Consider the following 20,509-nt stretch of genomic DNA (forward strand, 5'->3'; position numbering starts at 1 on the left):
CTAGAGACGTTGACCGCCGCTGGCGTCAATCGTCTGTCCGGTAACCCAGCGTCCGTCGTCGGATGCCAGAAACGACACGACGGCAGCGATGTCGTCCGGCTGTCCGACGCGGCCGAGCGCAATGCTGGTCGCGACGGCCTGCGCCCGGATCGGATCGCGTGCGCCGGGATTGAGATCGGTCGCGGTGGCGCCGGGCGCAACAGCGTTGACGGTGATGCTGCGCGGCCCGAAATGCACCGCGAGCGCCCGGGTCAGAGCTTCGAGCCCGGCTTTGGCTGGCGCGTAGGCGACCATGTCGGCGAACGCTGCGCGCGTCCCCATCGAAGAGATGTTGATGATGCGGCCGCCGTCGTTCAGGCGAGGCGCGAGCGCCTTGATCAGCCGAAACGGAGCAACCAGGTCGATGCGCAAGACTTCTTCGAAGCCGGTGTCGCCGATCTCTTCGATCGTCGCACGCAGACCAACGCCGGCATTGTTGACGAGGATATCCAGCGCCGGCGCATCCAGATCGGCACGTGCTGCCGCGACGATCTTTTCGGCAAGGAGCTCGGGCGTGTCCGGCTCCGCGAGATCTCCGGCGATGGCGATCGCCTCTCCGCCGCCGGCCCGGATCGCCGCGACGACGTCGCGCGCTTCCTTTTCGGCCTTGTTGTAGTGGACGACGACCTTCGCGCCGTCCGCGGCGAGGCGAAGCGCGATCGCCCGGCCGATGCCGCGACTGGCGCCGGTGACGACCGCGACCTTGCCGGTGAGGCGGCCGGTCATCGATCCCACGCCTGCGCGGTTTCGATATCGCGGGCGAGGTCGAGCAGCGCCTTGCGATCGATCTTGTTGGTGCCGGCCCAGGGCAGCTCGGGCAGGAAGCGGATGCGGCGCGGATGCTGATAGGCCGGTCCGCCGGCGAGCGCGAACCGCTTGACGTCCTCCGCCGACAGCTTGATGTCGCCGCGGCTGACGACGAAGGCGACCGGCACCTGGCTGCGCTCCTCGTCGGGTAGCGGTACGACGGCGGCCTGCTGAATGGCAGGGTGGCGCTCCAGCAGTTTTTCCACCTCGCCGGGATAGATGTTCTCGCCGGCGCACACGAACATGTCGTCGGCCCGCCCGACGAAGTAGTAGAACCCGTCGGCGTCGCGACGCATGACGTCGCCGCTGTTGTACCAGCCGTCGTCGCTCAGCACTTTCGCGGTCTGGGCCGGCAGGTTGCGATAACCGGCCGTCACCGCCGGGTTGCGCATCCACAGGACGCCTTCGTTCTCGGTGGCTCCGACGAGCTTGACGAAGTCGGGATTGATCGGGGTGCCGAGCGCGAGCGGCGGCGCCGGCAGGCCGTTCGGATGAGGGCCGAAGATCGCGGGACCGGCCTCGGTGGTGCCATAGCCGACGCTGATGGTGATTCCCGGGAATGCCGCGCGAATGCGCTCCAGCAGCGAGACCGTCATCGGCGCCGAGCCGAGCATCAGCCGCCGGAACGACGAGAAGTCACGGGCGGCGAGCAGATCGGTCTCTTTCAGCGCGCGCGCCCACATCGTCGGGACCGCCGTGGCCGCTGTGACCTTGTGCTGCGCGATCGCCTCCAGATAGGCGCGGCTGTCAAATGACGGCTGCAGCACCAGCGACGCGTTGGTCCCGAACACGGTCTTGGCCGAGAACAGCCCGTTCATGTGATACAGCGGCTGCGCGATGATGTAGCGCTCGTGCTGATTGAGAGCTCCCGAGGTTCGGGTCGAGAGCGCCCACAGCTGCCCGTGATGCGACAGCGGCACACCCTTTGGCCGGCCGGTGGATCCAGACGTGTAGAGCAATTGGCCGACCTCGTCGGCATCGACGACGAGGCTTTCGAACGGGGCCGGCGCAACCACGGCTCCGAAGCCATCGGGGCCTGCAGCGTCGAAGTCGATGACGGGGATGATATCCTGCAGCAAACGGCGGTGAGCTGCATCGACAAAGCCGAGCTGCGCGCCGGAATCCTCAATGACGAATTGGATCGTCTCGGCAGGCAGCTTGATGTTGATCGGCACGGCCACCAGGCCGGCGCGCATGATACCGAAATAAGCGGCGAGATACTCGGCGCGGTTGAACGCGGCGATCGCGACCGATGCGCCGCGCTGCAAGCCGCGCGACAGCAGCAGCCGTGCGATGCCGCCGGCGAGAAGATCGACCTCACGGTGCGTAAAGGTGCGCTCCCGTCCGGGTACCGGCGAGTCGATGATGGCGACACGGTCGAGGTCAGCGTTACGGTCGATCAGATCGCCGAGATTGGTCCAACGCATGCTCGTTCATCCTTTGAGGGCTGTGTGCAGAGGTCTGACGACGGCACCCGCCACGATCGGTTCGGGGACCGGGTGCACCAGCGGCGGCAGGTCGAAATGACAGGCGACCGAGTGACCCTCGGTCTTCGGCCGGAGCTGTGGCTGCTGATGACGGCAGCGATCCTGGGCAAACGGACATCGCGTCACGAACACGCAGCCGGACGGAGGATGGTACGGGCTCGGAAGTTCGCCCTCGATCGGCTTGCGGATGCGTCGGCGGGCTGAGCGCGGGTCGGCGATCGGCGCACTGGCCAGCAGCGCGCGGGTGTAGGGATGGGCGGCTGAGCGCCACACCGTCTCGACCGGGCCCGCCTCGACGATCCGGCCGAGATACATCACCAGCACCCGCTGGGCGACGTGCTCGATCACGCTGAGATCGTGCGAGATGAACAGGAACGCGATCTCGCGGCCGCGCTGCAGACGCGTCAGCAGATTGATGATCTGGGCTCGCACCGAGACATCCAAGGCCGACACCGGCTCGTCGCAGACGACGAGCTGCGGCTCCAGTGCAAGTGCCCGGGCGATCCCGATGCGCTGCCGCTGTCCGCCGGAAAACTCGTGCGGGTAGCGCGTCGCCGCCTGCCGCGGCAGCCCGACCTGATCCATCAGATTGAGCGCGCGATCATTGGCCTCCGCGCGCCGCCAACCGGCGATCAACAACGGCTGACGAATGATGGTGAGCACATCGTGGCGCGGGTTGAGCGAACCGTACGGATCCTGAAAGATCATCTGGATCTTGCGGCGAAACTCCGCGCGCTCATGGCGCTGGATCGTATCAAAGTCACGCCCCTCGAAGGCGATCGCGCCTTCGGAGATGGGCGCCAATTGCATGATGGCTTTGGCGAGCGATGACTTTCCGCAGCCGGACTCGCCGACAAGCCCGACGGTTTCGCCGGGCTCGATATCGAACGACACGCCCGACACCGCCGACAGCCGGCCGTGCGAACTCTCGTAGCGGACCACCAGATCACGAACGCTGAGTAGCGACACGGCGTGCGTCCTCCTCGGCAACGAAGCAGGCCGCGCTGCGCGACGGCGACAACGAACGAAGCGGCGGCGGCGACGTCAGGCAGATGTCGCGAACCTCCGAGCAGCGGTTGGAGAACGCGCAGCCCGGCGGCAGCTCCGCGAGCGACGGGACGGTGCCGCCGATCTCCGGAAGGAAGTCGCCATGCCGCCGGCCGAGACCAAGCGTCGAACTCAGCAGCCCTCTGGTGTAGGGATGCTGCGGATCTTCGAACAGATCAGCCGCGGGCCCCTGTTCGACGGGGCGGCCGGCATACATCACCAGCACGCGGTCGGCGATCTCCGCGACCACGCCGAGATCGTGCGTGATCAGGATGAGCGCGGTGCCGAGCGATTGCTGCAGCTCCTTCAGCAGCTCGATGACCTGGGCCTGAACCGTGACGTCGAGCGCGGTGGTCGGCTCGTCGGCGATCAGCACCTTCGGCGAACAGGCGATCGCCATCGCGATCATCACCCGCTGCCGCATGCCACCCGACAGCATATGCGGATATTCGTCGAGCCGGCGGCGTGCGTCCGGCACGCTGACGCGGTCGAGCAGCTCGACCGCGCGTGTCTCGGCGTCGCGGCGCGAGAGCGGCGTGTGGGCGCAGATCGCCTCGGTCAGCTGCCGGCCAATCGACATCACCGGATCGAGCGCGCCGAGCGGGTCCTGAAAAATCATGCCGATCTCACGGCCGCGCACCTTGCGCATCCGTGCTTCAGGCAGCGTCGCCAGGTCGAGGCCGCCGAGGTCGATCCGGCCGGCGACGATGCGCGCCGGCGGCGTCGGGAGCAGCCGCATCAGCGCCAGCGCCGTCAGCGATTTGCCGCATCCGGATTCACCGACGATCGCCAGCGTTTCTCCCGCACGGAGGTCGAACGACAGATTGTCGACCGCCTGCATCACGCCCGCGCGCGTGAACAGCGAAACCGACAATCCGTCGACGCGGAGGAGGGGATCGTTCGTCATCGGTCACGCAGTTTCGGGTTGAGCGCGTCGTTGAGGCCGTCGCCGACGAGATTGAGCGCCAGCACCGTGATCATGATGGTCGCGCCGGGGATCGCGCAGATGTACCAGGACGTCCGGATCAGGCTGCGCCCGTCGCCGATCAGCCGTCCCCAGCTCGCGATATTCGGATCGCCCAGCCCCAGGAACGAAACGGCCGACTCGTAAAGGATCGCGCCGGCCACCGAGAGCGAGGACAGCACCACGATCGGCGGCAGCGCATTGGGAAGGATCTCGCCGAGGATGATGCGCCAGTTGGACATGCCCATGGTCCGGCAGGCCAGCACGAACTCGCGCTCGCGCAGCGTCAGGAATTCGGCCCGCGTCAGCCGCGCGATCGAGGTCCAGGTGACGAGCCCGACGGCGATGACGACGTTCTCGATCCGCTGCCCGAGGATCACCACGATCGTCAGAACGAAGATCAGGGCCGGCACGGTCTGGAATAATTCGGTGATCCGCATCAGCACGCGATCGGCCCATCCGCCGAAATAGGCGGCCGTCGCGCCGACCGACACGCCGATCACCGTGGCGGTGATCGATGCGAACAGGCTGATCGCCAGCGTGGTCCGGGCGCCATGGGCGATCATCGCGGCGATGTCACGGCCAAGCGAATCCGTCCCGAGCGGATAGGAGGGATTGATGAACGGCCAGATTTCCGGACGCGCCACGATGCGCAGCGGGTTGCGCGGAAACAGCAGCGGCGCCAGCGCGGCGATCGCCACCACGGCGACGACGATGATCAGGCCCGCAACCGCCGCCCGGTTGCGGCTGAAGTTGCGGATGAAGTCGAGCGAAGCAGAGGCGCGCATCATCGTGCTGTCCGGATGCGCGGATCGAGCCGGGTGTAGATCAGGTCGACGGCTGCGTTCGCGAGCGCCACGACCAGCGCGCCGAGAATGAGGATGCCGAGAACGACCGGGTAGTTCCGGCTCATCACGGAATCAAACAGCAGGCTGCCGATCCCGGGCCAGCTGAACACGGCCTCGACCACCACGCTGCCGCCGAGCACGGTGCCGAGCTGGAGCCCGAGCAGGGTGACGACGGGCAGCAGCGCATTGCGCACCACGTGCGCCAGGATGACCCGGGTGCGCGACAGACCCTTGGCCTGCGCCGCGCGTACAAAGTCGAGCCGCGCGACTTCGAGCATCGACGCGCGCATCACCCGCGCGTAGGTCGCGGCATAGAACAACCCGAGTGACAGCGCCGGCAGCGTGAGGTGGCGCAGCACGTCGAGGCTGGCAGCCAGCCAGGATTGGTCGACCCCGATCGAGGTCATGCCGCCGACCGGAAGCCATCCCAGCTTCACCGCGAACAGGATCGTCATCATCAGACCGAGCCAGAAGCTCGGCGCGGCGAAGAAGAACACCGCGGCAAACGAAATCAGATTGTCCCAGATCGTATTCACCTTGGCGGCGGCAATCGCGCCGGCGGTGGTGCCGAGCACGACGGCGATCGAGATCGCCGCCAGCATCAACAGCAGCGTCGCCGGCAGCTGTTCGAGGATGACGTCCAGCACCGGCGCGTTCTGCCGATAGGAGAAGCCGAAATCGAATCGCAGCACCGACCAGATGTATTTGGCGAGTTGGATATAGGCGGGGTCGTCGAAGCCGTAGAGATTGCGCAGCTTCTCGAGCATCGCCGGATCGATGATCTGCTGCTCGGAGGTCATCACGTCGAACAGCGTCCCCGGCGCGAGCCGGATCAACACGAAGTTGAGCACGATCACCCCGAGCACCAGCGCGGCGATCTCTCCGAGCGTTTTGGCCAGCCGCCGCACCCGACGCATCCTACCGGGCCAGCCAGACGCCGGACCACGACTCGCCCATGAAGTCGGCGGCCAGCGAGTGGTCTCGCACGTCGGCGCGCGCGATGGTGACGGGCTCGAGATCGACCAGCGGCAGGATCGGCGCCTCGGTGGTCACCAGCTTGTCGAAGGCGTGGACCAGGCCGACACGACGTTCCGGATCGGTCTCGCGAGCGATGTCGGCGACGAGGGCGTCGACTTGCGGGTTCGAGTAGCCGGTCGCGTTCCGGAACGCGGCTCCCTTCACGATGCCGTCCGTGGTGTAGAATTGGGTCGTCGTCGGCAGAAGCTCGATCGAGCCGGAGTTGTTGGAGATCGCAACGTCGTAATCGTAGTCGGTGTAAATCCGCTTCAGCGACGTCGCGCGATCCGGGACGGAGAGCTCGACCTTGATGTCGACGTCTTCCAGAGCCTGCTTGACGTATTGGCCGATCTTGACGTTCTCTTCGAACCAGCCGGCCGACACCAGGCTGATCGAGAAACGCGATCCCTTCTTGACCGGATAGCCGGCCGCGTCGAGCAAAGCGCCGGCCTTCTTCGGATCGAACGGATAGCTCGGCACGTCGGAGGTGAAGAAGATCTTGTTCGAGGCATGGATGGCGCCGACCGATGGCTTGGCGCGGCCGAAGAAGATCGTATCGGCGATGAAGCTGCGGTCGATGGCGTGATGCAGGGCCCGCCGGACCTCCGGCTTCGAAACGATGTCGCGGCGCTGATTGAACTCCAGCGTGGTAAGCCAAGCGGAGTTGGCATAACCCTTGGTTTCCGCGACGAACTTGCCGCCCTGCACGAGGCGTGGGATGTCCGGCGGCGGCACCGCGTTGAAGACGGCGAGGTCGAGCTGTCCGGCCTCGAACGCCGCCGAGCGCGACGCGGGATCGCGCCACCAGCGGATGATCAGCCGATCCAAATACGGCTTGCCGGCGTCCCAATAGGTTTCATTGCGCACGAATTCGACGTGGCTGCCGCGCACCCATTCCTTGACCTTGAATGGGCCGGTGCCGATCGGCGCGTTGTTGATGGGATTGGTGAGAATATTGCTGCCGTCGTAGACGTGCTTCGGAATCACCAAAGCGCCTTTGCCGGCCAGGATGGATTTGAGGAAGAATTCCGGCACAGGTGCCTTGAAGTCGAGCACAGCCGTCGTCTGGTCGGTCGCCTTGGCGCCCGCGAGCGCGTCGAGTGCGGCGCCCGCCGAGATCGGCTTCCAATACGACAGCGCGCTGAAAACGATGTCGTCCGCGGTGAGCGGCTTGCCGTCGTGCCAGACGACGCCGTCACGGAGCTTGATCGTGTAGCTTGTGAAGTCCGCGGAGGGTGTGACGGAGGTCGCCAGCACGGGCTTGAACTGCAGATCGTCGGACAGCGCCAGCAGCCGCTCCAGCACCTTGGTGGAGGTGAAGTAGGGGCTCGATCCGCCGCCGGGCGGCACGAACAGCGCTTGCGGTTCGAGACCTCCCCAGGTCGCGACCAGCGTGCCGCCGCGCTTGGGCGTTTCAGCTGAGGCGCGGCCGATCAAGCTGGGCACGAGCGCGCTGCCTGCCGCCGCCAGAAGAAGATGTCTCCGAGTAAGTCCGGTCATAGTCGTCCCCGTATTTGATCGATGTGCGGTCAGCCGGCGCTCGGCAGTGTCGAGTAGGTGCCGCGCCCGACCGCCAGCAGCGTGCCGTTCTCGTCGAACACATCGACGTCAGCGACGCCGACGCTCTTGCCGCTTCTGCGAACACGCCCGACGCTGATCAGCGCCGTCTTGATCGCCGGCCGCAGGTAGTCGACGCGAAAGTTGATCGTCGGCAGGCCGCGGCCTGCCAAGGCCGCGAGCGCAAAATCCCCGACGGTGTCGATTACCGCCGCGATGGCGCCGCCGTGCCACTGGCTGGTCCCCGTGCCACGTTCGAATTCCGGCCGCATCTCGGTGCGGACCGTGATTTCCTGCTTGGGCAGGTCCAGCGAGACGACCTTCAGCCCCAGCCAGGAATTGAACGGCGACGCATCGAATTTCTGCTGGATCTGCTCGGCGTCGAGCGGCGCCGTCATGGCGTCACCACGACTTTGCCGAACACCGCGCGATCCTCCACCGCCTGGACTGCGAGCGCGCCTTGCTCGAGCGGGTAGGCATGGTCGATCAGCACTTTGAGCTTGCCGTCGCCGACCAGCTGGAACAGCTCGCGAATGTCGTCGGGCTCCCAGCCGTTCGAGCCGAGGATCTGAAGCTCGAACGTCCAGATGAATCGAATGTCCTCCTGCGGCGCGTAACCGGCAGTGGCACCGCAGGTGAGGAGACGGCCGCCGAGCCGCAAGGCGCGCAGCGATTTCACCCAGGTGTCGCCGCCGGTGAAATTGACGACGACGTCGACGCCGCCACCCTCGACGAAGCGGCGGCGGTGCGGCTTGCCGTGACGCTCGTAGATCACCTTCAGGAAATCATCGCGCGTGTAGAGGATCGTTTCGTCCGCGCCGAGTTCTTCGAGGCGGCGCGCCTTTTCCTCGGAACCGGCGGCCGCGATCACATAGGCGCCAGCGAGCTTGGCGAGTTGGACGCAGCAGACGCCAACGCCGCCGCTGGCGCCTAGAATCAGCACCTTCTCGCCGGCCTTGATCTTGCCGATTGTCTTCATCATGCGCAGCGCGGTGCCGTAGGCGACCGGCAGGGCAGCCGCCTGCTCGAACGACACGTTGTCGGGAATCCGGATCAACTGGTGTGCACGGGCACGGCAGAACTCGGCGAGTCCGCCGTCCACCGTCTCACCCATCAGCCCGCCTTCGACCCGATTGATCGGGTCGACCAGAACGCGATCGCCGATCTTCCAATCGTTGACGTCGGGTCCGACCTCCGCGATCTCGCCGACGACATCGAGTCCGACGACAACGGGCAACGGCACCTTGATGCCGGGCATGCCCCGGCGGGTGAAGACATCATGGTAGTTGATGGATGACGCACGAACCCTGAGAAGAACATCACCATCGCCTATCTTGGGAGTGGGATAATCGTCTTCATAGATCAGTTTTTCAGGTCCACCATGCTCCCGTAAGACGACGGCACGCATTGACTCGATTTCTCCCATGTCGCTGAACTAATCGAAAATGTCGCGACAGTGTGCGTCGAGTTTTACCGCCGGATCAATAGAATGGTGTCTCAATCTGGCGCCCAAACAATCAGTCGTATTCTCGTTGAGTGTCCATATTGATGACGCTCGTTCTCTTTTCCGCACCACGATGCGGGGGCGCGTGTGCGCAACGGCGATTCCGATTGCTGATCGCCATATGATTACTTCTATGTCTACCGGGGCGAGCCGTTCTGGGCAGGACCGGCTCGATCTGCTGGAGCAGGCGATCGTGTCCGGCCTCCTTGTCGGTCTCGGCAAATGTGAAGAGCTCGATCTCCGGCTCCATCCCGGCGCGCGGCGATGCCGCCGCGCGATGGCCCGGAGGAAAACGCCTCGGCATCGACGTGACATCTGGTCCGCATCGCGACGTCGCGTCGCGGGGGCGACTTCACGACCCTGCGACGGCGCGATCGCTGATCGTCCACCACGGATAGGAACGCGACGTTCGGCCCGCGGTTGCGTGCTCAGTCGACGCGACAGCAGCGGGGCGTCTCAGCCGGGCTGCCTCGCTCCCACGCGTACTTGATGAGGTTCGCGATGTTGTTCTTGTCGGTTGCGATCTGGGCATCGGTGTCGTTCTGGCTGATGAGTATCGAACATGGCTGGCAACTCACATGGGCCGTTTCGCTGCTGCTCGGCATGGTGTTGTTCGCCCTGCTGGTGCAGCGGTTGATCGGAGAACTGCGCCTCCTTCGATCGCTGCGCCAGGATTCCCGTTCGCGGTGACGCATGACCGACACTGCGCTGCGATCGGCTGACATCGTCGCCGGGCTGCCTTGGGCGCTGATCGGGTTGATGCTGCTGTCTGTCGCTTGGAACTGGCGGAGCGCCGTCTTCATCGCGCTCTTGGTTGCGACAGTGGCGGCGACGCAGGCGAGCGCAGCGGCGCTGTGAATCATCACGCGCGACGGGGCGAGCGCCGTGCGCCGCCCGCCGCCATAAGACCTGCGCAAAGATTGGTCTGATTCCGCTGCTCCGCTGGCGTAAAATCGGGCAATCGGCCTGCGTCGTGATCGCCTTGGGCCGGACGGGCCGGCTTGGACGCTCGATTCCGACTTGGCATGATTCGTGAGTGTGCATCTCGCCTTCATGGAGATGCCGCGCTTGGGAAGTGTCCGAATTTGCTTGCTGATCCCGCAGACCGGTGCGGCCGGGCTGTGGGCGCCGTCGGCCGAAGCCTGTGGCCGTCTCGCCGTCGACGAGATCAATCGGGGCTCCGGTCTGCTGCGGCGTCACATCGACCTGCGCATCGTCAACGCCGGCGAGACCGGCGAAAGCGCGGGCCGGGCCGCCCGTGATGCGATCGAGATCGACGGCGTCGACGGCATCGTCGGCATGGTGCCGAGTTTCGCGCGGGATCGCGTCGCCGAAGCAGCGCGTGATCGCGTCCCGTTCATCTACACGCCCCAGTTCGAGGGGCTGTCGCCGTCGCAGAAGGTGATGGCGACCGGCGAGACCGCCGACGAGCTGCTCGGCCCCGCGATCCACTGGCTGTCGGAGGTGAAGCAGGCCCGGCGCTTCTTCCTGTGCGGCAGCGACTACGTGTGGCCGCGCGGCTGTCTGCAGATCGCCCGTGCGTTGATTGCCCGCTGCGGCGGAGCGGTCACCGGCGAGTGCTATCTGCCGATCGGCGAGCACGACTTCGACGAGATTTTGGACCGTATCAAGACGACGCGGTCGGATGCGGTGCTGCCGTATTTTCTCGGCTTCGACTGCATCGCCTTCAACCGCGCGTTCTGTGCGGCCGGGCTGAGTTCGCGCGTGCTGCGGTTTTCGTCCGCAGTCGACGAGACCGTGGCCTATGGGCTGGAGCCGAGCGAGACGGAAAATCTGTACGCGGCGTCGAGCTATTTTTCCTCGATCCGCTCGCGCAACAACGGGGCGTTCCTGGAGCGCTACCACACCGCTTTCGGCGACCATCCGCCGCCGGCGAATGCGTTCGGCGAATCCTGTTACGAGGGCATCTACTCGCTCGCCGCCCTGATCGAAGAGGCCGCCAGCCTCGACGCCCGCAAGCTCGCCCGGCATTACGGCCGGACGCTGCAGCAACGCACCGCGCGAGGCGATCAGGCGCAGTCGGTGGTCGGCGGCCGTCACCCGGTCTATCTCGCGCAGGTCGAGGGCTACGACTTCTCGATCATCGACTGGCGCTGAAGCTTGCCTTTTCAAATATTGCCGTCTTAAATACGAGCTGTCGCGCATCCAGCAGGGTGTTCCCCGCAATGCCGCGACGCGTGTCTCGGACGTTTCGCACGCGCGAACGCTTCGAGGAATGCCGGCCCGACTTCCAACCCGCACGGGAGATTTTCGAGATGCTGCGGCTCCATGGCATCATCGGGCGATCCGACGATGCGGCCTGCGCGGCCCGCCTGCATCATGTCGAGCATCACGGCGGCATCGAACTGTTGTTCGTGCCGCCCTCGGACGCCGGCCGCAAACGCTTCCGGTTGATGACCGATCGCGGCACCGATTGCGCCGTGAGCCTCGACCGCGACGAGCAACTGGTCGACGGCGCCGTGCTGTTCCTGGAGCACGACCGCGCGATCGTCGCGCGCTTCGGCGAGCAGGCGCAGATGCGGCTGAAGCCGGCCGATCAAGCCGCGGCACTGAAGCTCGGCTGGAACGCCGGCAACCTGCATTGGCGTGTCCGCTTCGAGGGCGATGAGCTGATCGTGCTGCTGGATGGTCCGGCCGAGAGCTATCGGGCGCGGATCAGGCCGCTGCTGGAGTCGGGCGAAGTGGTCGAGCGCGATGCTGTTTGATCGCGCGCAGACGCTGGCGCTGCTGCAACTCGGCGACAGCGCCTATCCGGCCGGCGGCTTCGCATTCTCCTGGGGCCTCGAAGGCCTGATGGCCGACGGCCTGCTCGGCGGCCGCAGCGAACTGGACGAGGTGATCGCCGATCAGCTCGCGCGGCGTTGGGCCACGATGGATCGCATCCTGCTGCGGCGCGCCTTCGCGGCGGACAGTTGTGAGGCGATCGCGGCCGTCGATCGCATCGCTGAAACCGGCACGGCGGCGGCGGAAATGCGCGAAGGCTCGCGCCGCGCCGGCCGCGCGCTGCTCGGCGTCTGGGGCAAGCTCGACGGTGCGCTGTCGTTGTCGTATCGGCAGGTGGTGGCGTCGGATTCGCGGCTCGGCCATCTGCCGATCGTGCAGGCCGTCGTGGCGCGCGACGCCGGGTTCAGCCTCGACGCCGCCGAACTGATGTCCGGCTGGACGCTGATCACCGGGCTGGTCAGCGCCGCGGTGCGGCTCGGACTGATCGGCCACATCGACGCGCAGCGCAGCCAGTCCGCCGCGCGTACGCTTCTGACCGAATTGCTCGCCGACACGCCGCCCGCCGATGCGGAACCGGCGAGCTTCACGCCCTTCATCGACATCGCCATCGCGCGCGGGCCGCTTCGGCACATCCGCATGTTCACGACCTGACGAGGTGACTTTCGCATGATGAACCTGTCGCCGACCGAGATGGATCGCCTGGTGATCTTCAACGCCGCGCAGATGGCGCGGCGGAACATGTCGCTCGGCATCAAGCTCAGCCATCCGGAGGCGGTGGCCTATCTCACCGACGAGGTGATGACCGCGGCGCGCCGCGATCTGCCTTATGCGGAGATCCGCGATATGGCCGGCCGGCTGCTGACGACGGACGATGTCGAGCCCGGCGTCGCGCAGATGATCCCGCTGATCTACATCGAATGCCTGTTCGCCGAAGGCACCAAAGTGATGGCGCTGTTCGAGCCGATCGGGCCGGGCGAAGCCGAGATCACCGACAGCCTGGTGCCCGGCGAGATCATCGCCGGCGGCGACGACATCGAGAGCTTCGCCGATCTGCCGGCGATCACGCTCGATGTCGTCAACACCGGCGACCGCGACGTCCAGGTCCGCAGCCACACCCATTTCTTCGAGGTCAATCGCGCGCTGCGGTTCGATCGTGCGGCCGCGTGGGGCATGAAGGTGGACCGGCCTGCCGGCGCCGGCATTCGCTTCGAGCCCGGCGTGGTGAAGTCGGTGCGGCTGGTGCCGATCGCCGGCGATCGCGTGGTGCGCGGCCAGGCCGGGCTGGTGAACGGGCCGCTCGACGAACCCACCGCCAAAGACGCCGCGCTCGAACGCGCCTGCGCCCGCGGCTATCTGGGAGCCTGAGCCATGGCCGTCCTCACCCGCCGCGCCTATGGCGAGCTCTACGGCCCGACCAAGGGCGACCTGGTGCGGCTCGCCGACACCAGCCTGCTCGCCGAGATCGAGCACGACTACACCACCTACGGGCACGAACTCCTCGTCGGCGCCGGCAAGAATCTGCGCGACGGCGAAGGCGTCAACGGCGACCTCACCTCGTCGCACAAGATCCTCGACGTGGTGATCAAGAACGCCACGATCGTCGACGCCGTCGCCGGCATCATCAAGGCCGATATCGGCATCCGCGACGGCCGCATCGTCGGCATCGGCAAGGCCGGCAATCCCGACGTGATGCCGGACGTGCATCCCGACATGATCGTCGGCCACACCACCGCGCCGATCGCCGGCGGCCCGTTCATCGTCACCGCGGGGGCGATCGAGTCCCACGCGCATCTGATCTCGCCCGAGCAATCCGACCACGCGCTGTCCGGCGGCACCACCACGCTCGTCGGCAACGGCTCGGGTCCGGTGTTCGACGTCGGCAGCGGCGCGGCGGCGACCTTCGGCAATTTCCTGCGCGCGATTGAATTCTCGCCGCTGAACTACGCGCTGTTCGGCCGCGGCGGCTCCAATCCGGAAGCGGTCGAAGAGGCGGTCGCGTCCGGCGGCATGTCGGTGAAGATCCACGAGGACTTCGGCGCCGCGCCGGCGGTGATCGACCAGAGTCTGGTGGCGGCGGACCGCAATGATTTCGCGGTGCATCTGCACACCGACTCGATCAACGAATACGGCTTCTGCGAAGACACCATGGCGGCCGTCGATGGCCGCACCATCCACATGTATCACGTCGAGGGCGCCGGCGGCGGCCACGCACCGGATCTGCTCAAAGTGGTGTCGTGGGACAATGTGATCCCGTCCTCCACCAACCCGACCAACCCCTACACCTCCTATGGCATGGAGGAGGGCGTGCCGATGACGATGATCTGTCATCAGCTCAACTACAACGCGCCCGAGGACGTGATGTTCGGCGAGGCGCGGGTGCGCGCGCAATCGATGGCGGCGGAAGACTTCCTGCACGACATGGGCGCGATCTCGATCTTCGGCACCGACACCCAGGGCATGGGCCGGCTCGCCGAGAACGTCGCCAAATGCTGGCAGCTCGCCAGCGTGATGAAGGATCGCATCGGCCGTCTGCCGGAGGAGACCACCGCGCGGGCCGACAACGAGCGCATCAAACGCTACGTCGCCAAGCTGACGATCAATCCGGCGATCGCGGTCGGCATCGACCACGAGGTCGGCTCGATCGAGGTCGGCAAGATGGCGGATCTGGTGCTGTGGCCGCGCGCATCCTTCGGGCTCAAGCCTTACATGGTGATCAAGAACGGCTTCGTGGTCTGGGCCGCGATGGGCGACGGCAATGGCAGCCTCGGCCTGTCCGAGCCGATGATCCAGAAACGGATGTGGGGCGCGCTCGGCGCGGCGCCGCAGCAGCTCGGCGTCAACTTCATGTCGAAGCTCGCAATGGATGCGGATGTTCGCCGCAAGCTCGGGCTCGATCGCAAGTCGGTGCAGATCAAGAACGTGCGCAAGCTGCGCAAGACCGACATGATCCGCAACGCCGCGATGCCGCATGTCGACGTCGATCCGCAGACCTTCGAGGTGCGGGCCGACGGAAAGTTACTCATGTGCGAGCCCGCGACCAGGGTGCCGCTCGCACGCCGGTTCATGCTGCGATGAGCCGGCTCTCGCTCGGCGGCGCCATGGCCGCGGTCGCGACCGCCGCGCGCGTCGGCATCGGCGGTCCGGTCGGCTCCGGCAAGACGGCGCTGGTGGAGCGCCTGATCCCGGCGCTGCTGGCGCGCGGCATCGACATCGCGGTGATCACCAACGATCTGGTCACCGCCGAAGACGCCGAACGCATCCGCCGCTCCGGACTGATCGATCCGGCGCGCGTCTCGGCGGTCGAGGCGGGGGCGTGTCCGCACACGGTGATCCGCGAAGATCCCACGCTCAACATCGAAGCTGCCGATGAGCTGGAGCGGCGCTTCCCCGGCGTCGAGCTGATCCTGCTGGAAAGCGGCGGCGACAATCTCGCTTCGACCTTTTCGCGCGACCTCACCGATTTCTGGATGTTCGTGATCGACGTCGCCGGCGGCGATGATATTCCGCGCAAGCGCGGCCCCGGCGTGATCCGGGCCGACCTCCTGGTGATCAACAAGGTCGATCTCGCGCCGCATGTCGGCGTCGATCTGGAACGGATGCATCAGGAGGCGCTGAAGGTCCGCGATCAGCGCCCCGTGCATCTGACCAATTGCCGGCGCGGCGAGGGGATCGACGGCATCGTCGATCTGCTCGAGCGCGAGGTGCTGTTCAGGTCGTGACTCCAGCGGCGACCAAAAGCAACGCGCTGCTCGATCTGAGCTTCGTCCGCCGGGGCGGCCGCACCGTGATCGACCGGCGGCTGTTCGCCTGGCCCTTCGTGCTGACGCGCGGCTTCTATCTCGATGCGGACCGGCCGGATCGCCTGAGCCTGATCGTGCAGACCGGCAGCGGCGCGCTGCACGGCGAAGACCGTCTTGTGCAGCGGCTCGACCTTGGCGCAGACACCGCGGTGTCGCTGACCAACCAGGGCGCCACCTCGGTGCATCGCGCCGACACGGCGGCGCGCGCGAGCGAAATCGTGTCGCTGCAGGTCGCGCGCGGTGCCAGCCTCGAATATCTGCCCGAGCCGCGCATCCTATTTCCCGACGCCGCGCTGTCGCAGCAGCTCGACATCGATTGCGCCTGGGATGCGAGCGCACTGGTGGTCGATGCCTTCACCATGCATGCGCCGGACGGTGCGCCGCAGATTTTTCGCGAGCTGGAGTCGGTGGTGCGCGTGTGCAGGTCGGGCGGCGATCCGGTGCTGATCGATCGCGCGCGGTTGCTGCGCCCCGCTCATAAAGTCTTTCGCGGGGCGCGCGCCTTTGCATCTGCCTATCTGATGCCGACGCCGGAGGTCGACCTTGGCGCCGTGCAGCAACAGCTCACAGCGGCGCTGAGCGACACGCCGGACGTGTACGGCGCCGCCAGCGTGATGCCGGAACAAGCCGGGCTCGTGGTCCGGATCGCCGCGCCGGATCTCAGGCCGGTGCGCGCGGCGTTCGCGCGCATCAAGCAGGTGTATCGCCTGACGCTTCCGCCCGATCGCGCGGCGCGGCCGGCGATGGTGATTACTTCAGTCGCTCCAGCAGCGCCAGAAACTGCGCGCGCTCGTCCTTCGTCAGCGGCGACAGCGTCTCCTTGGTGACGTCGTGCGCCACCGGGATCGAGCGCTCCGTCAGCACCTTGCCGTCCGGCGTCAGCGACACCACCAGCCGGCGGCCGTCTTCCGGATCGGCGGCGGTCTCGACCAGGCCGCGCTTCACTAATCGTTCGACCACGCCCTTGATCGTCGCCGCGTCCATTGCGGTGGCGCGGCCGAGCAGGTTTTGCGAGCAGGGACCTTTCTCGAACAGCTTCGCCAGCGCGGCCCATTGCGTCATCGTCAGATCTTCGCCCATGCGGCTGACGAAAATCGTCGCATGACGCTGCAGCACCTGGCGTAGCGTGAAGCCGACCTGCGCGTCGAGCAGATAGGATGGGGCGCTCTTGGCCTTGCGGCGTGGCTTGTCCAACACTTTGTCTTTACCCTAAACTGTAGCCACCGCTGCTCTGCTCACACCGCCAGATACGCGTCGCGGATTTCCGGATGCGCCTCGAGTTCGTCGATCGTGCCGGAAAAGCGGATGCGGCCCTTCTCGATGATATAGGCGCGGTCGCAGATCAGCTTGGCGAAATGCAGGTTCTGCTCCGAAATGATGATACCGAGCCCCTCGCGCTTCATCGCCAGGATGGCATCGGCCATCTGCTCGACGATCTTCGGGGCGAGGCCTTCGGACGGCTCGTCGAGTAGCACCAGCGACGGGTTGCCCATCAGCGTGCGGCCGATGCTGAGCATCTGCTGCTCACCGCCGCTCATGTCGCCGCCGAGCCGCTTGCGCATCTCGCCAAGATTGGGAAACAGCTTGTAGATCCGGTCCGGCGTCCACTCCGCGACGCCGGGGCGCGGCTTCTGCTTGCCGACCTCGAAGTTCTCCTCGACCGTCAGCTCGGTGAAGATGCGGCGATCTTCCGGCACGTAGCCGAGGCCGCGGCGCACGATCTCGTAGGACGGCAGCCGCGAGATGTCCTCGCCCTCGAACGTCACCTTGCCGCTGCGCCGCTGCACCAGGCCCACGACCGAGCGGAAGCTGGTGCTCTTGCCGGCGCCGTTGCGGCCCAGCATGGCGACGACTTCGCCTTCGCCGACCGCGAAGCCGACGTCGAACAGAATATGCGCCGGGCCGTAATGGCTGTTGAGGTCGGAGACTTCGAGCTTCATGTCAGCGCCTCCGCGCGGTGCTTGGCATCGTAGAGCAGGCCTTCGCCGAGATAGATCGCCTGCACCTGACGGTCCTGGCGGACCTGCTGCGGCGTGCCGCGCGCGATCAACTGGCCGCGGTTCAGCACCATCACCTCGTCGGCGTGTTCGAACACCACGTCCATGTCGTGCTCGGTGAACAGCACACCGATGTTCTTGGCCCGCGCAATGCCGGCGGTCAGCCGCATCAGCTCGACGCGTTCCTTCGGCGCCATGCCGGCGGTCGGCTCGTCCATCAGCAACAGCCGCGGCTGGTTGGCGAGCGCGATCGCAAGCTCGAGCCGCTTGAGGTCGCCGTAGGCGAGTTCGCCACACGGCCGCTCGGCCTGTTCGGTCATGCCGACCAGCGCGAGCAGCTCATCGGCCTCGGCGCGATGCTGCGCGCCGGCGTAGCCGATCAGCGACCACAGCCGGTGATGAAACGACAGCAGCGCCACCTGCACATTCTCGCGCACCGTCATCGACGCGAAGGTCGCGGTGATCTGGAAGGTGCGGCCGACGCCGCGGCGCCACACCGTGCGCGGCGGCAGTCCGACGATTTCTTCACCGGCGAGCCGGATCGAGCCGGCGTCGGGCTTGATCTGGCCGTTGAGCATGTTGAAGCAGGTGCTCTTGCCGGCGCCGTTGGGTCCGATCAGCGCGAGGATCTCGCCGGCGTTCACCGTGAAGCTGACGTCGCGCACGGCGTGAACGCCCGCGTAGGACTTCACCAGGCCTTTGACTTCGAGCAGCGTGGTCATTCCGCGGCCTCCATCTTGGCGACGGCGAGGGCATCGGGTTTGCCGTTCTTCGGTCGCGGTCCGCGGTGGCGCCAGTCCTCGATGAAGCCGACGATGCCCTTCGGGGCGGCGACGACCAGCAGCACGATGATGGCGCCGAGCACCAGCTTGGAGAGATCGGTCTGGCTCATCAGCCAGATCGCCAGCGCCTTGTAGACGATGGCGCCGATCACCGCGCCCGACACCGTCTCGATGCCGCCGAGCAGCACCATCACCAGGCCGTCGACCGAGATCGGGATGGCGAGCGATTCTGGAAACACCGAACCCTTGAGGAAGGCGAACAGCGCGCCGGCGACGCCCGCGAAGGTGCCGGCGACGATCAGCGCCGCCCACTGCGTCGACTTGCGGTCGATGCCGATGGCGTCGGCGCGCAGCGTGTTGTCGCGCGTGGCGCGCAGGCCGAAGCCGTAGGGCGAGAACACCAGCATGCGCAGCATCGCAACGCCGACCACGGCGACGCCGAGCGTCAGCCAGAAGAAGCCGCGCGGGCTGGAGGCCCAGGCCGACGGCCAGATTCCCAGGATGCCATTGTCACCGCCGGTGACCTCGACCCACTGGAACGCCACCGACCAGATGATCTGTGCGAAGGCCAGCGTCAGCATCGCGAAGTACACGCCCGACAGCCGCACGCAGAACCAGCCGGCGACCAGCGCGCCCATCAGACCAAACGCCGGGCCGACGAGCAGCGCCAGCTCCATCGGCGCGCCGAGAAACTTCACCGCGAACGCCGCGCCGTAAGCGCCAAGGCCGAAATACGCGGCGTGGCCGAACGAGGCGAGGCCGCCGACCGTCATCATGAAGTGCAGGCTGGCGGCAAACAGCACGAACACCAGGATTTCGGAGCCGACGCTGAGCAGATAGTTGCCGGCGAACAGCGGCAGCAGCGCCGCGATCACGACCAGCGCGGCGACGCCGCCGCGCTCCAGCAACGTCATCGGCTTCCATGGCCGGAACGAAATGCCCGTACTGGACCGCGTGCCGCGCTCCGCCTTGCCGAGCAGCCCGTAGGGCCGCACCACCAGCACCACCGCCATCACCAGGAACACGGCGATCAGCGAAATCTTCGGCAGCACCAAGATGCCGAGCGCGTTCAGCTCGGAGACCAGCACGGCGGCGATGAACGCGCCGGTCACCGAACCGAGCCCGCCGATCACCACCACGACGAACACCTCGACGATGATCGACAGGTCCATCGCATGAGTCACCGTGGTGCGCGGGATCTGCAGTGCGCCGCCAAGCGCGGCGAGGAACACGCCGAGCGCGAATACGCTGGTGAACAGCCATTTCTGATTGACGCCGAGGCAGGCGACCATGTCGCGGTCCTGCGTCGCGGCGCGCACCAGCACGCCCCAGCGGGTGCGGTGGAACAGCAGCCAGAGCAGGCCGAGCACCGTAGGGCCGAGCACGATCAGCAACAGGTCATAGGTGGGGACCAGCCGGCCGAACAGGCTGAACGCCCCGCTGAAGCCGGGCGCGCGCGGACCCATCAGGTCGTCCGGGCCCCAGATCAGCACCACGAGATCCTGCACCATCAGCGTCACGCCGAACGTGGCGAGCAGCTGGAATAATTCGGGCGCCTGATAGATCCGGCGCAGCAGCACCATCTCCATCAGCGCGCCGAGCGCCGCGACGATCAGGCTGGCGAGAAGCAGCCCGCCCCAGAAGCCGAATGCGCCGCTGAAGCGATCGGTCAGCGTGAACGCCATATAGGCGCCCAGCATGTAGAACGCGCCGTGCGCGAAGTTCACGATGCGGGTGACGCCGAAGATGATCGACAGACCCGACGCCACCAGGAACAGCGACGCGGCGCTGGCGAGACCACTGAGAGCCTGGACCACAATCAGTTCCACGGCGGCGCCTTTCGTTCGGGTTTGCAGTCGTCGAAGCTTGGGGAAGACGCCGCCGCTGAGATCAGCGGCGGCGATTGGCTGAAGAT

The 20,509-nt window shown here is 66.5% G+C and carries 22 protein-coding genes; 9 read left to right on the top strand and 13 right to left on the bottom strand.

The features are described from left to right. The 9 genes from IP86_RS01300 to IP86_RS01340 all read right to left on the bottom strand — a co-directional run bounded on the left by IP86_RS01300 (position 1) and on the right by IP86_RS01340 (position 9,174). Positions 1 to 765 carry an SDR family NAD(P)-dependent oxidoreductase gene (locus IP86_RS01300; protein ID WP_054160757.1) on the bottom strand — a complete coding sequence of 255 codons (765 nt, stop codon included), beginning with the start codon at positions 763 to 765 and terminating at the stop codon, positions 1 to 3. After that, positions 762 to 2,273, bottom strand: a complete 1,512-nt coding sequence (locus IP86_RS01305; protein WP_054160758.1) for a class I adenylate-forming enzyme family protein — start codon at positions 2,271 to 2,273, stop codon at positions 762 to 764. Before IP86_RS01305 ends, IP86_RS01300 begins: the two co-directional genes overlap by 4 nt. Positions 2,274 to 2,279: 6 nt before the next feature. After that, on the bottom strand, positions 2,280 to 3,302 hold the full coding sequence (locus IP86_RS01310; RefSeq protein WP_054160759.1) for an ABC transporter ATP-binding protein: 1,023 nt from the start codon (positions 3,300 to 3,302) through the stop codon (positions 2,280 to 2,282). Continuing rightward, positions 3,280 to 4,287, bottom strand: coding sequence for an ABC transporter ATP-binding protein (locus IP86_RS01315; protein WP_054160760.1), 1,008 nt, complete (start codon positions 4,285 to 4,287; stop codon positions 3,280 to 3,282). Before IP86_RS01315 ends, IP86_RS01310 begins: the two co-directional genes overlap by 23 nt. After that, positions 4,284 to 5,135 (bottom strand): ABC transporter permease, encoded by an 852-nt coding sequence (locus tag IP86_RS01320; RefSeq protein WP_054160761.1) that lies wholly within the window; start codon positions 5,133 to 5,135, stop codon positions 4,284 to 4,286. The genes IP86_RS01315 and IP86_RS01320 overlap by 4 nt, the downstream gene beginning before the upstream one ends. After that, positions 5,132 to 6,100, bottom strand: coding sequence for an ABC transporter permease (locus IP86_RS01325; RefSeq protein WP_502693979.1), 969 nt, complete (start codon positions 6,098 to 6,100; stop codon positions 5,132 to 5,134). Before IP86_RS01325 ends, IP86_RS01320 begins: the two co-directional genes overlap by 4 nt. Positions 6,101 to 6,110: 10 nt before the next feature. Then, complete coding sequence (locus tag IP86_RS01330) at positions 6,111 to 7,655, bottom strand: ABC transporter substrate-binding protein (protein ID WP_245290499.1); 1,545 nt, start codon at positions 7,653 to 7,655, stop codon at positions 6,111 to 6,113. Between the two features lie 83 nt (positions 7,656 to 7,738). Further along, entirely contained in the window at positions 7,739 to 8,164 is a 426-nt protein-coding gene (locus IP86_RS01335) for a PaaI family thioesterase (protein WP_054160764.1), read from the bottom strand. Continuing rightward, on the bottom strand, positions 8,161 to 9,174 hold the full coding sequence (locus IP86_RS01340; protein WP_054160765.1) for a zinc-binding dehydrogenase: 1,014 nt from the start codon (positions 9,172 to 9,174) through the stop codon (positions 8,161 to 8,163). Before IP86_RS01340 ends, IP86_RS01335 begins: the two co-directional genes overlap by 4 nt. 597 nt (positions 9,175 to 9,771) lie before the next feature. Between IP86_RS01340 and IP86_RS01350 the strand changes: the two genes are divergently transcribed. The 9 genes from IP86_RS01350 to IP86_RS01385 all read left to right on the top strand — a co-directional run bounded on the left by IP86_RS01350 (position 9,772) and on the right by IP86_RS01385 (position 16,642). Continuing rightward, positions 9,772 to 9,960: a hypothetical protein gene (locus tag IP86_RS01350; protein ID WP_054160767.1), complete on the top strand. Its 189-nt coding sequence runs from the start codon at positions 9,772 to 9,774 to the stop codon at positions 9,958 to 9,960. 3 nt (positions 9,961 to 9,963) lie between these two features. Then, positions 9,964 to 10,128, top strand: a complete 165-nt coding sequence (locus IP86_RS28415) for a hypothetical protein (RefSeq protein ID WP_156332350.1) — start codon at positions 9,964 to 9,966, stop codon at positions 10,126 to 10,128. Between the two features lie 210 nt (positions 10,129 to 10,338). Then, entirely contained in the window at positions 10,339 to 11,388 is a 1,050-nt protein-coding gene (locus IP86_RS01355) for a substrate-binding domain-containing protein (RefSeq protein ID WP_054160826.1), read from the top strand. Between the two features lie 158 nt (positions 11,389 to 11,546). Continuing rightward, positions 11,547 to 11,996 (top strand): urease accessory protein UreE, encoded by a 450-nt coding sequence (gene ureE / locus IP86_RS01360; RefSeq protein ID WP_054160827.1) that lies wholly within the window; start codon positions 11,547 to 11,549, stop codon positions 11,994 to 11,996. After that, the gene (locus IP86_RS01365) at positions 11,986 to 12,666 is read left to right on the top strand and encodes an urease accessory protein UreF (RefSeq protein ID WP_245290500.1); all 681 of its coding nucleotides are present in this window, start codon (positions 11,986 to 11,988) and stop codon (positions 12,664 to 12,666) included. Before ureE ends, IP86_RS01365 begins: the two co-directional genes overlap by 11 nt. Positions 12,667 to 12,681: 15 nt before the next feature. Continuing rightward, positions 12,682 to 13,380: an urease subunit beta gene (gene ureB / locus IP86_RS01370; RefSeq protein ID WP_054160768.1), complete on the top strand. Its 699-nt coding sequence runs from the start codon at positions 12,682 to 12,684 to the stop codon at positions 13,378 to 13,380. A gap of 3 nt (positions 13,381 to 13,383) precedes the next feature. Next, positions 13,384 to 15,090, top strand: a complete 1,707-nt coding sequence (gene ureC / locus IP86_RS01375; RefSeq protein ID WP_054160769.1) for an urease subunit alpha — start codon at positions 13,384 to 13,386, stop codon at positions 15,088 to 15,090. After that, on the top strand, positions 15,087 to 15,734 hold the full coding sequence (ureG, locus tag IP86_RS01380) for an urease accessory protein UreG (RefSeq protein ID WP_054160770.1): 648 nt from the start codon (positions 15,087 to 15,089) through the stop codon (positions 15,732 to 15,734). Before ureC ends, ureG begins: the two co-directional genes overlap by 4 nt. Then, positions 15,731 to 16,642 (top strand): urease accessory protein UreD, encoded by a 912-nt coding sequence (locus IP86_RS01385; RefSeq protein WP_245290501.1) that lies wholly within the window; start codon positions 15,731 to 15,733, stop codon positions 16,640 to 16,642. The genes ureG and IP86_RS01385 overlap by 4 nt, the downstream gene beginning before the upstream one ends. On the opposite strand, the gene IP86_RS01390 is transcribed toward IP86_RS01385, so the two are convergent. Genes IP86_RS01390 through IP86_RS01405 form a run of 4 tightly spaced genes read right to left on the bottom strand, consistent with a single transcriptional unit; the run spans position 16,566 to position 20,423 of the window. Continuing rightward, entirely contained in the window at positions 16,566 to 17,009 is a 444-nt protein-coding gene (locus IP86_RS01390; RefSeq protein ID WP_245290502.1) for a MarR family winged helix-turn-helix transcriptional regulator, read from the bottom strand. The two genes, IP86_RS01385 and IP86_RS01390, sit on opposite strands and share 77 nt — an antisense overlap. A 41-nt stretch (positions 17,010 to 17,050) precedes the next feature. Further along, positions 17,051 to 17,755: an ABC transporter ATP-binding protein gene (locus IP86_RS01395; protein ID WP_054160772.1), complete on the bottom strand. Its 705-nt coding sequence runs from the start codon at positions 17,753 to 17,755 to the stop codon at positions 17,051 to 17,053. Beyond that, positions 17,752 to 18,534: an ABC transporter ATP-binding protein gene (locus IP86_RS01400; RefSeq protein ID WP_054160773.1), complete on the bottom strand. Its 783-nt coding sequence runs from the start codon at positions 18,532 to 18,534 to the stop codon at positions 17,752 to 17,754. Before IP86_RS01400 ends, IP86_RS01395 begins: the two co-directional genes overlap by 4 nt. Beyond that, a complete protein-coding gene (locus IP86_RS01405) occupies positions 18,531 to 20,423 on the bottom strand; it encodes an ABC transporter permease (RefSeq protein WP_054160774.1) in 1,893 nt (630 codons plus the stop codon). The genes IP86_RS01400 and IP86_RS01405 overlap by 4 nt, the downstream gene beginning before the upstream one ends. Positions 20,424 to 20,509 lie beyond the last annotated feature (86 nt).

Origin of the sequence: Rhodopseudomonas sp. AAP120 (assembly GCF_001295845.1) — a bacterium.
In the GTDB taxonomy this organism is placed as follows: domain Bacteria; phylum Pseudomonadota; class Alphaproteobacteria; order Rhizobiales; family Xanthobacteraceae; genus Rhodopseudomonas.

Coding starts and splice junctions, on each gene's coding strand:
- IP86_RS01300 (WP_054160757.1), bottom strand. CDS start 765: ATGACCGGCCGCCTCACCGGCAAGGTCGCGGTCGTCACCGGCGCCAGT.
- IP86_RS01305 (WP_054160758.1), bottom strand. CDS start 2,273: ATGCGTTGGACCAATCTCGGCGATCTGATCGACCGTAACGCTGACCTC.
- IP86_RS01315 (WP_054160760.1), bottom strand. CDS start 4,287: ATGACGAACGATCCCCTCCTCCGCGTCGACGGATTGTCGGTTTCGCTG.
- IP86_RS01320 (WP_054160761.1), bottom strand. CDS start 5,135: ATGATGCGCGCCTCTGCTTCGCTCGACTTCATCCGCAACTTCAGCCGC.
- IP86_RS01335 (WP_054160764.1), bottom strand. CDS start 8,164: ATGACGGCGCCGCTCGACGCCGAGCAGATCCAGCAGAAATTCGATGCG.
- IP86_RS01340 (WP_054160765.1), bottom strand. CDS start 9,174: ATGCGTGCCGTCGTCTTACGGGAGCATGGTGGACCTGAAAAACTGATC.
- IP86_RS01350 (WP_054160767.1), top strand. CDS start 9,772: ATGTTGTTCTTGTCGGTTGCGATCTGGGCATCGGTGTCGTTCTGGCTG.
- IP86_RS28415 (WP_156332350.1), top strand. CDS start 9,964: ATGACCGACACTGCGCTGCGATCGGCTGACATCGTCGCCGGGCTGCCT.
- ureE (WP_054160827.1), top strand. CDS start 11,547: ATGCTGCGGCTCCATGGCATCATCGGGCGATCCGACGATGCGGCCTGC.
- IP86_RS01365 (WP_245290500.1), top strand. CDS start 11,986: ATGCTGTTTGATCGCGCGCAGACGCTGGCGCTGCTGCAACTCGGCGAC.
- ureB (WP_054160768.1), top strand. CDS start 12,682: ATGATGAACCTGTCGCCGACCGAGATGGATCGCCTGGTGATCTTCAAC.
- ureC (WP_054160769.1), top strand. CDS start 13,384: ATGGCCGTCCTCACCCGCCGCGCCTATGGCGAGCTCTACGGCCCGACC.
- ureG (WP_054160770.1), top strand. CDS start 15,087: ATGAGCCGGCTCTCGCTCGGCGGCGCCATGGCCGCGGTCGCGACCGCC.
- IP86_RS01395 (WP_054160772.1), bottom strand. CDS start 17,755: ATGAAGCTCGAAGTCTCCGACCTCAACAGCCATTACGGCCCGGCGCAT.
- IP86_RS01400 (WP_054160773.1), bottom strand. CDS start 18,534: ATGACCACGCTGCTCGAAGTCAAAGGCCTGGTGAAGTCCTACGCGGGC.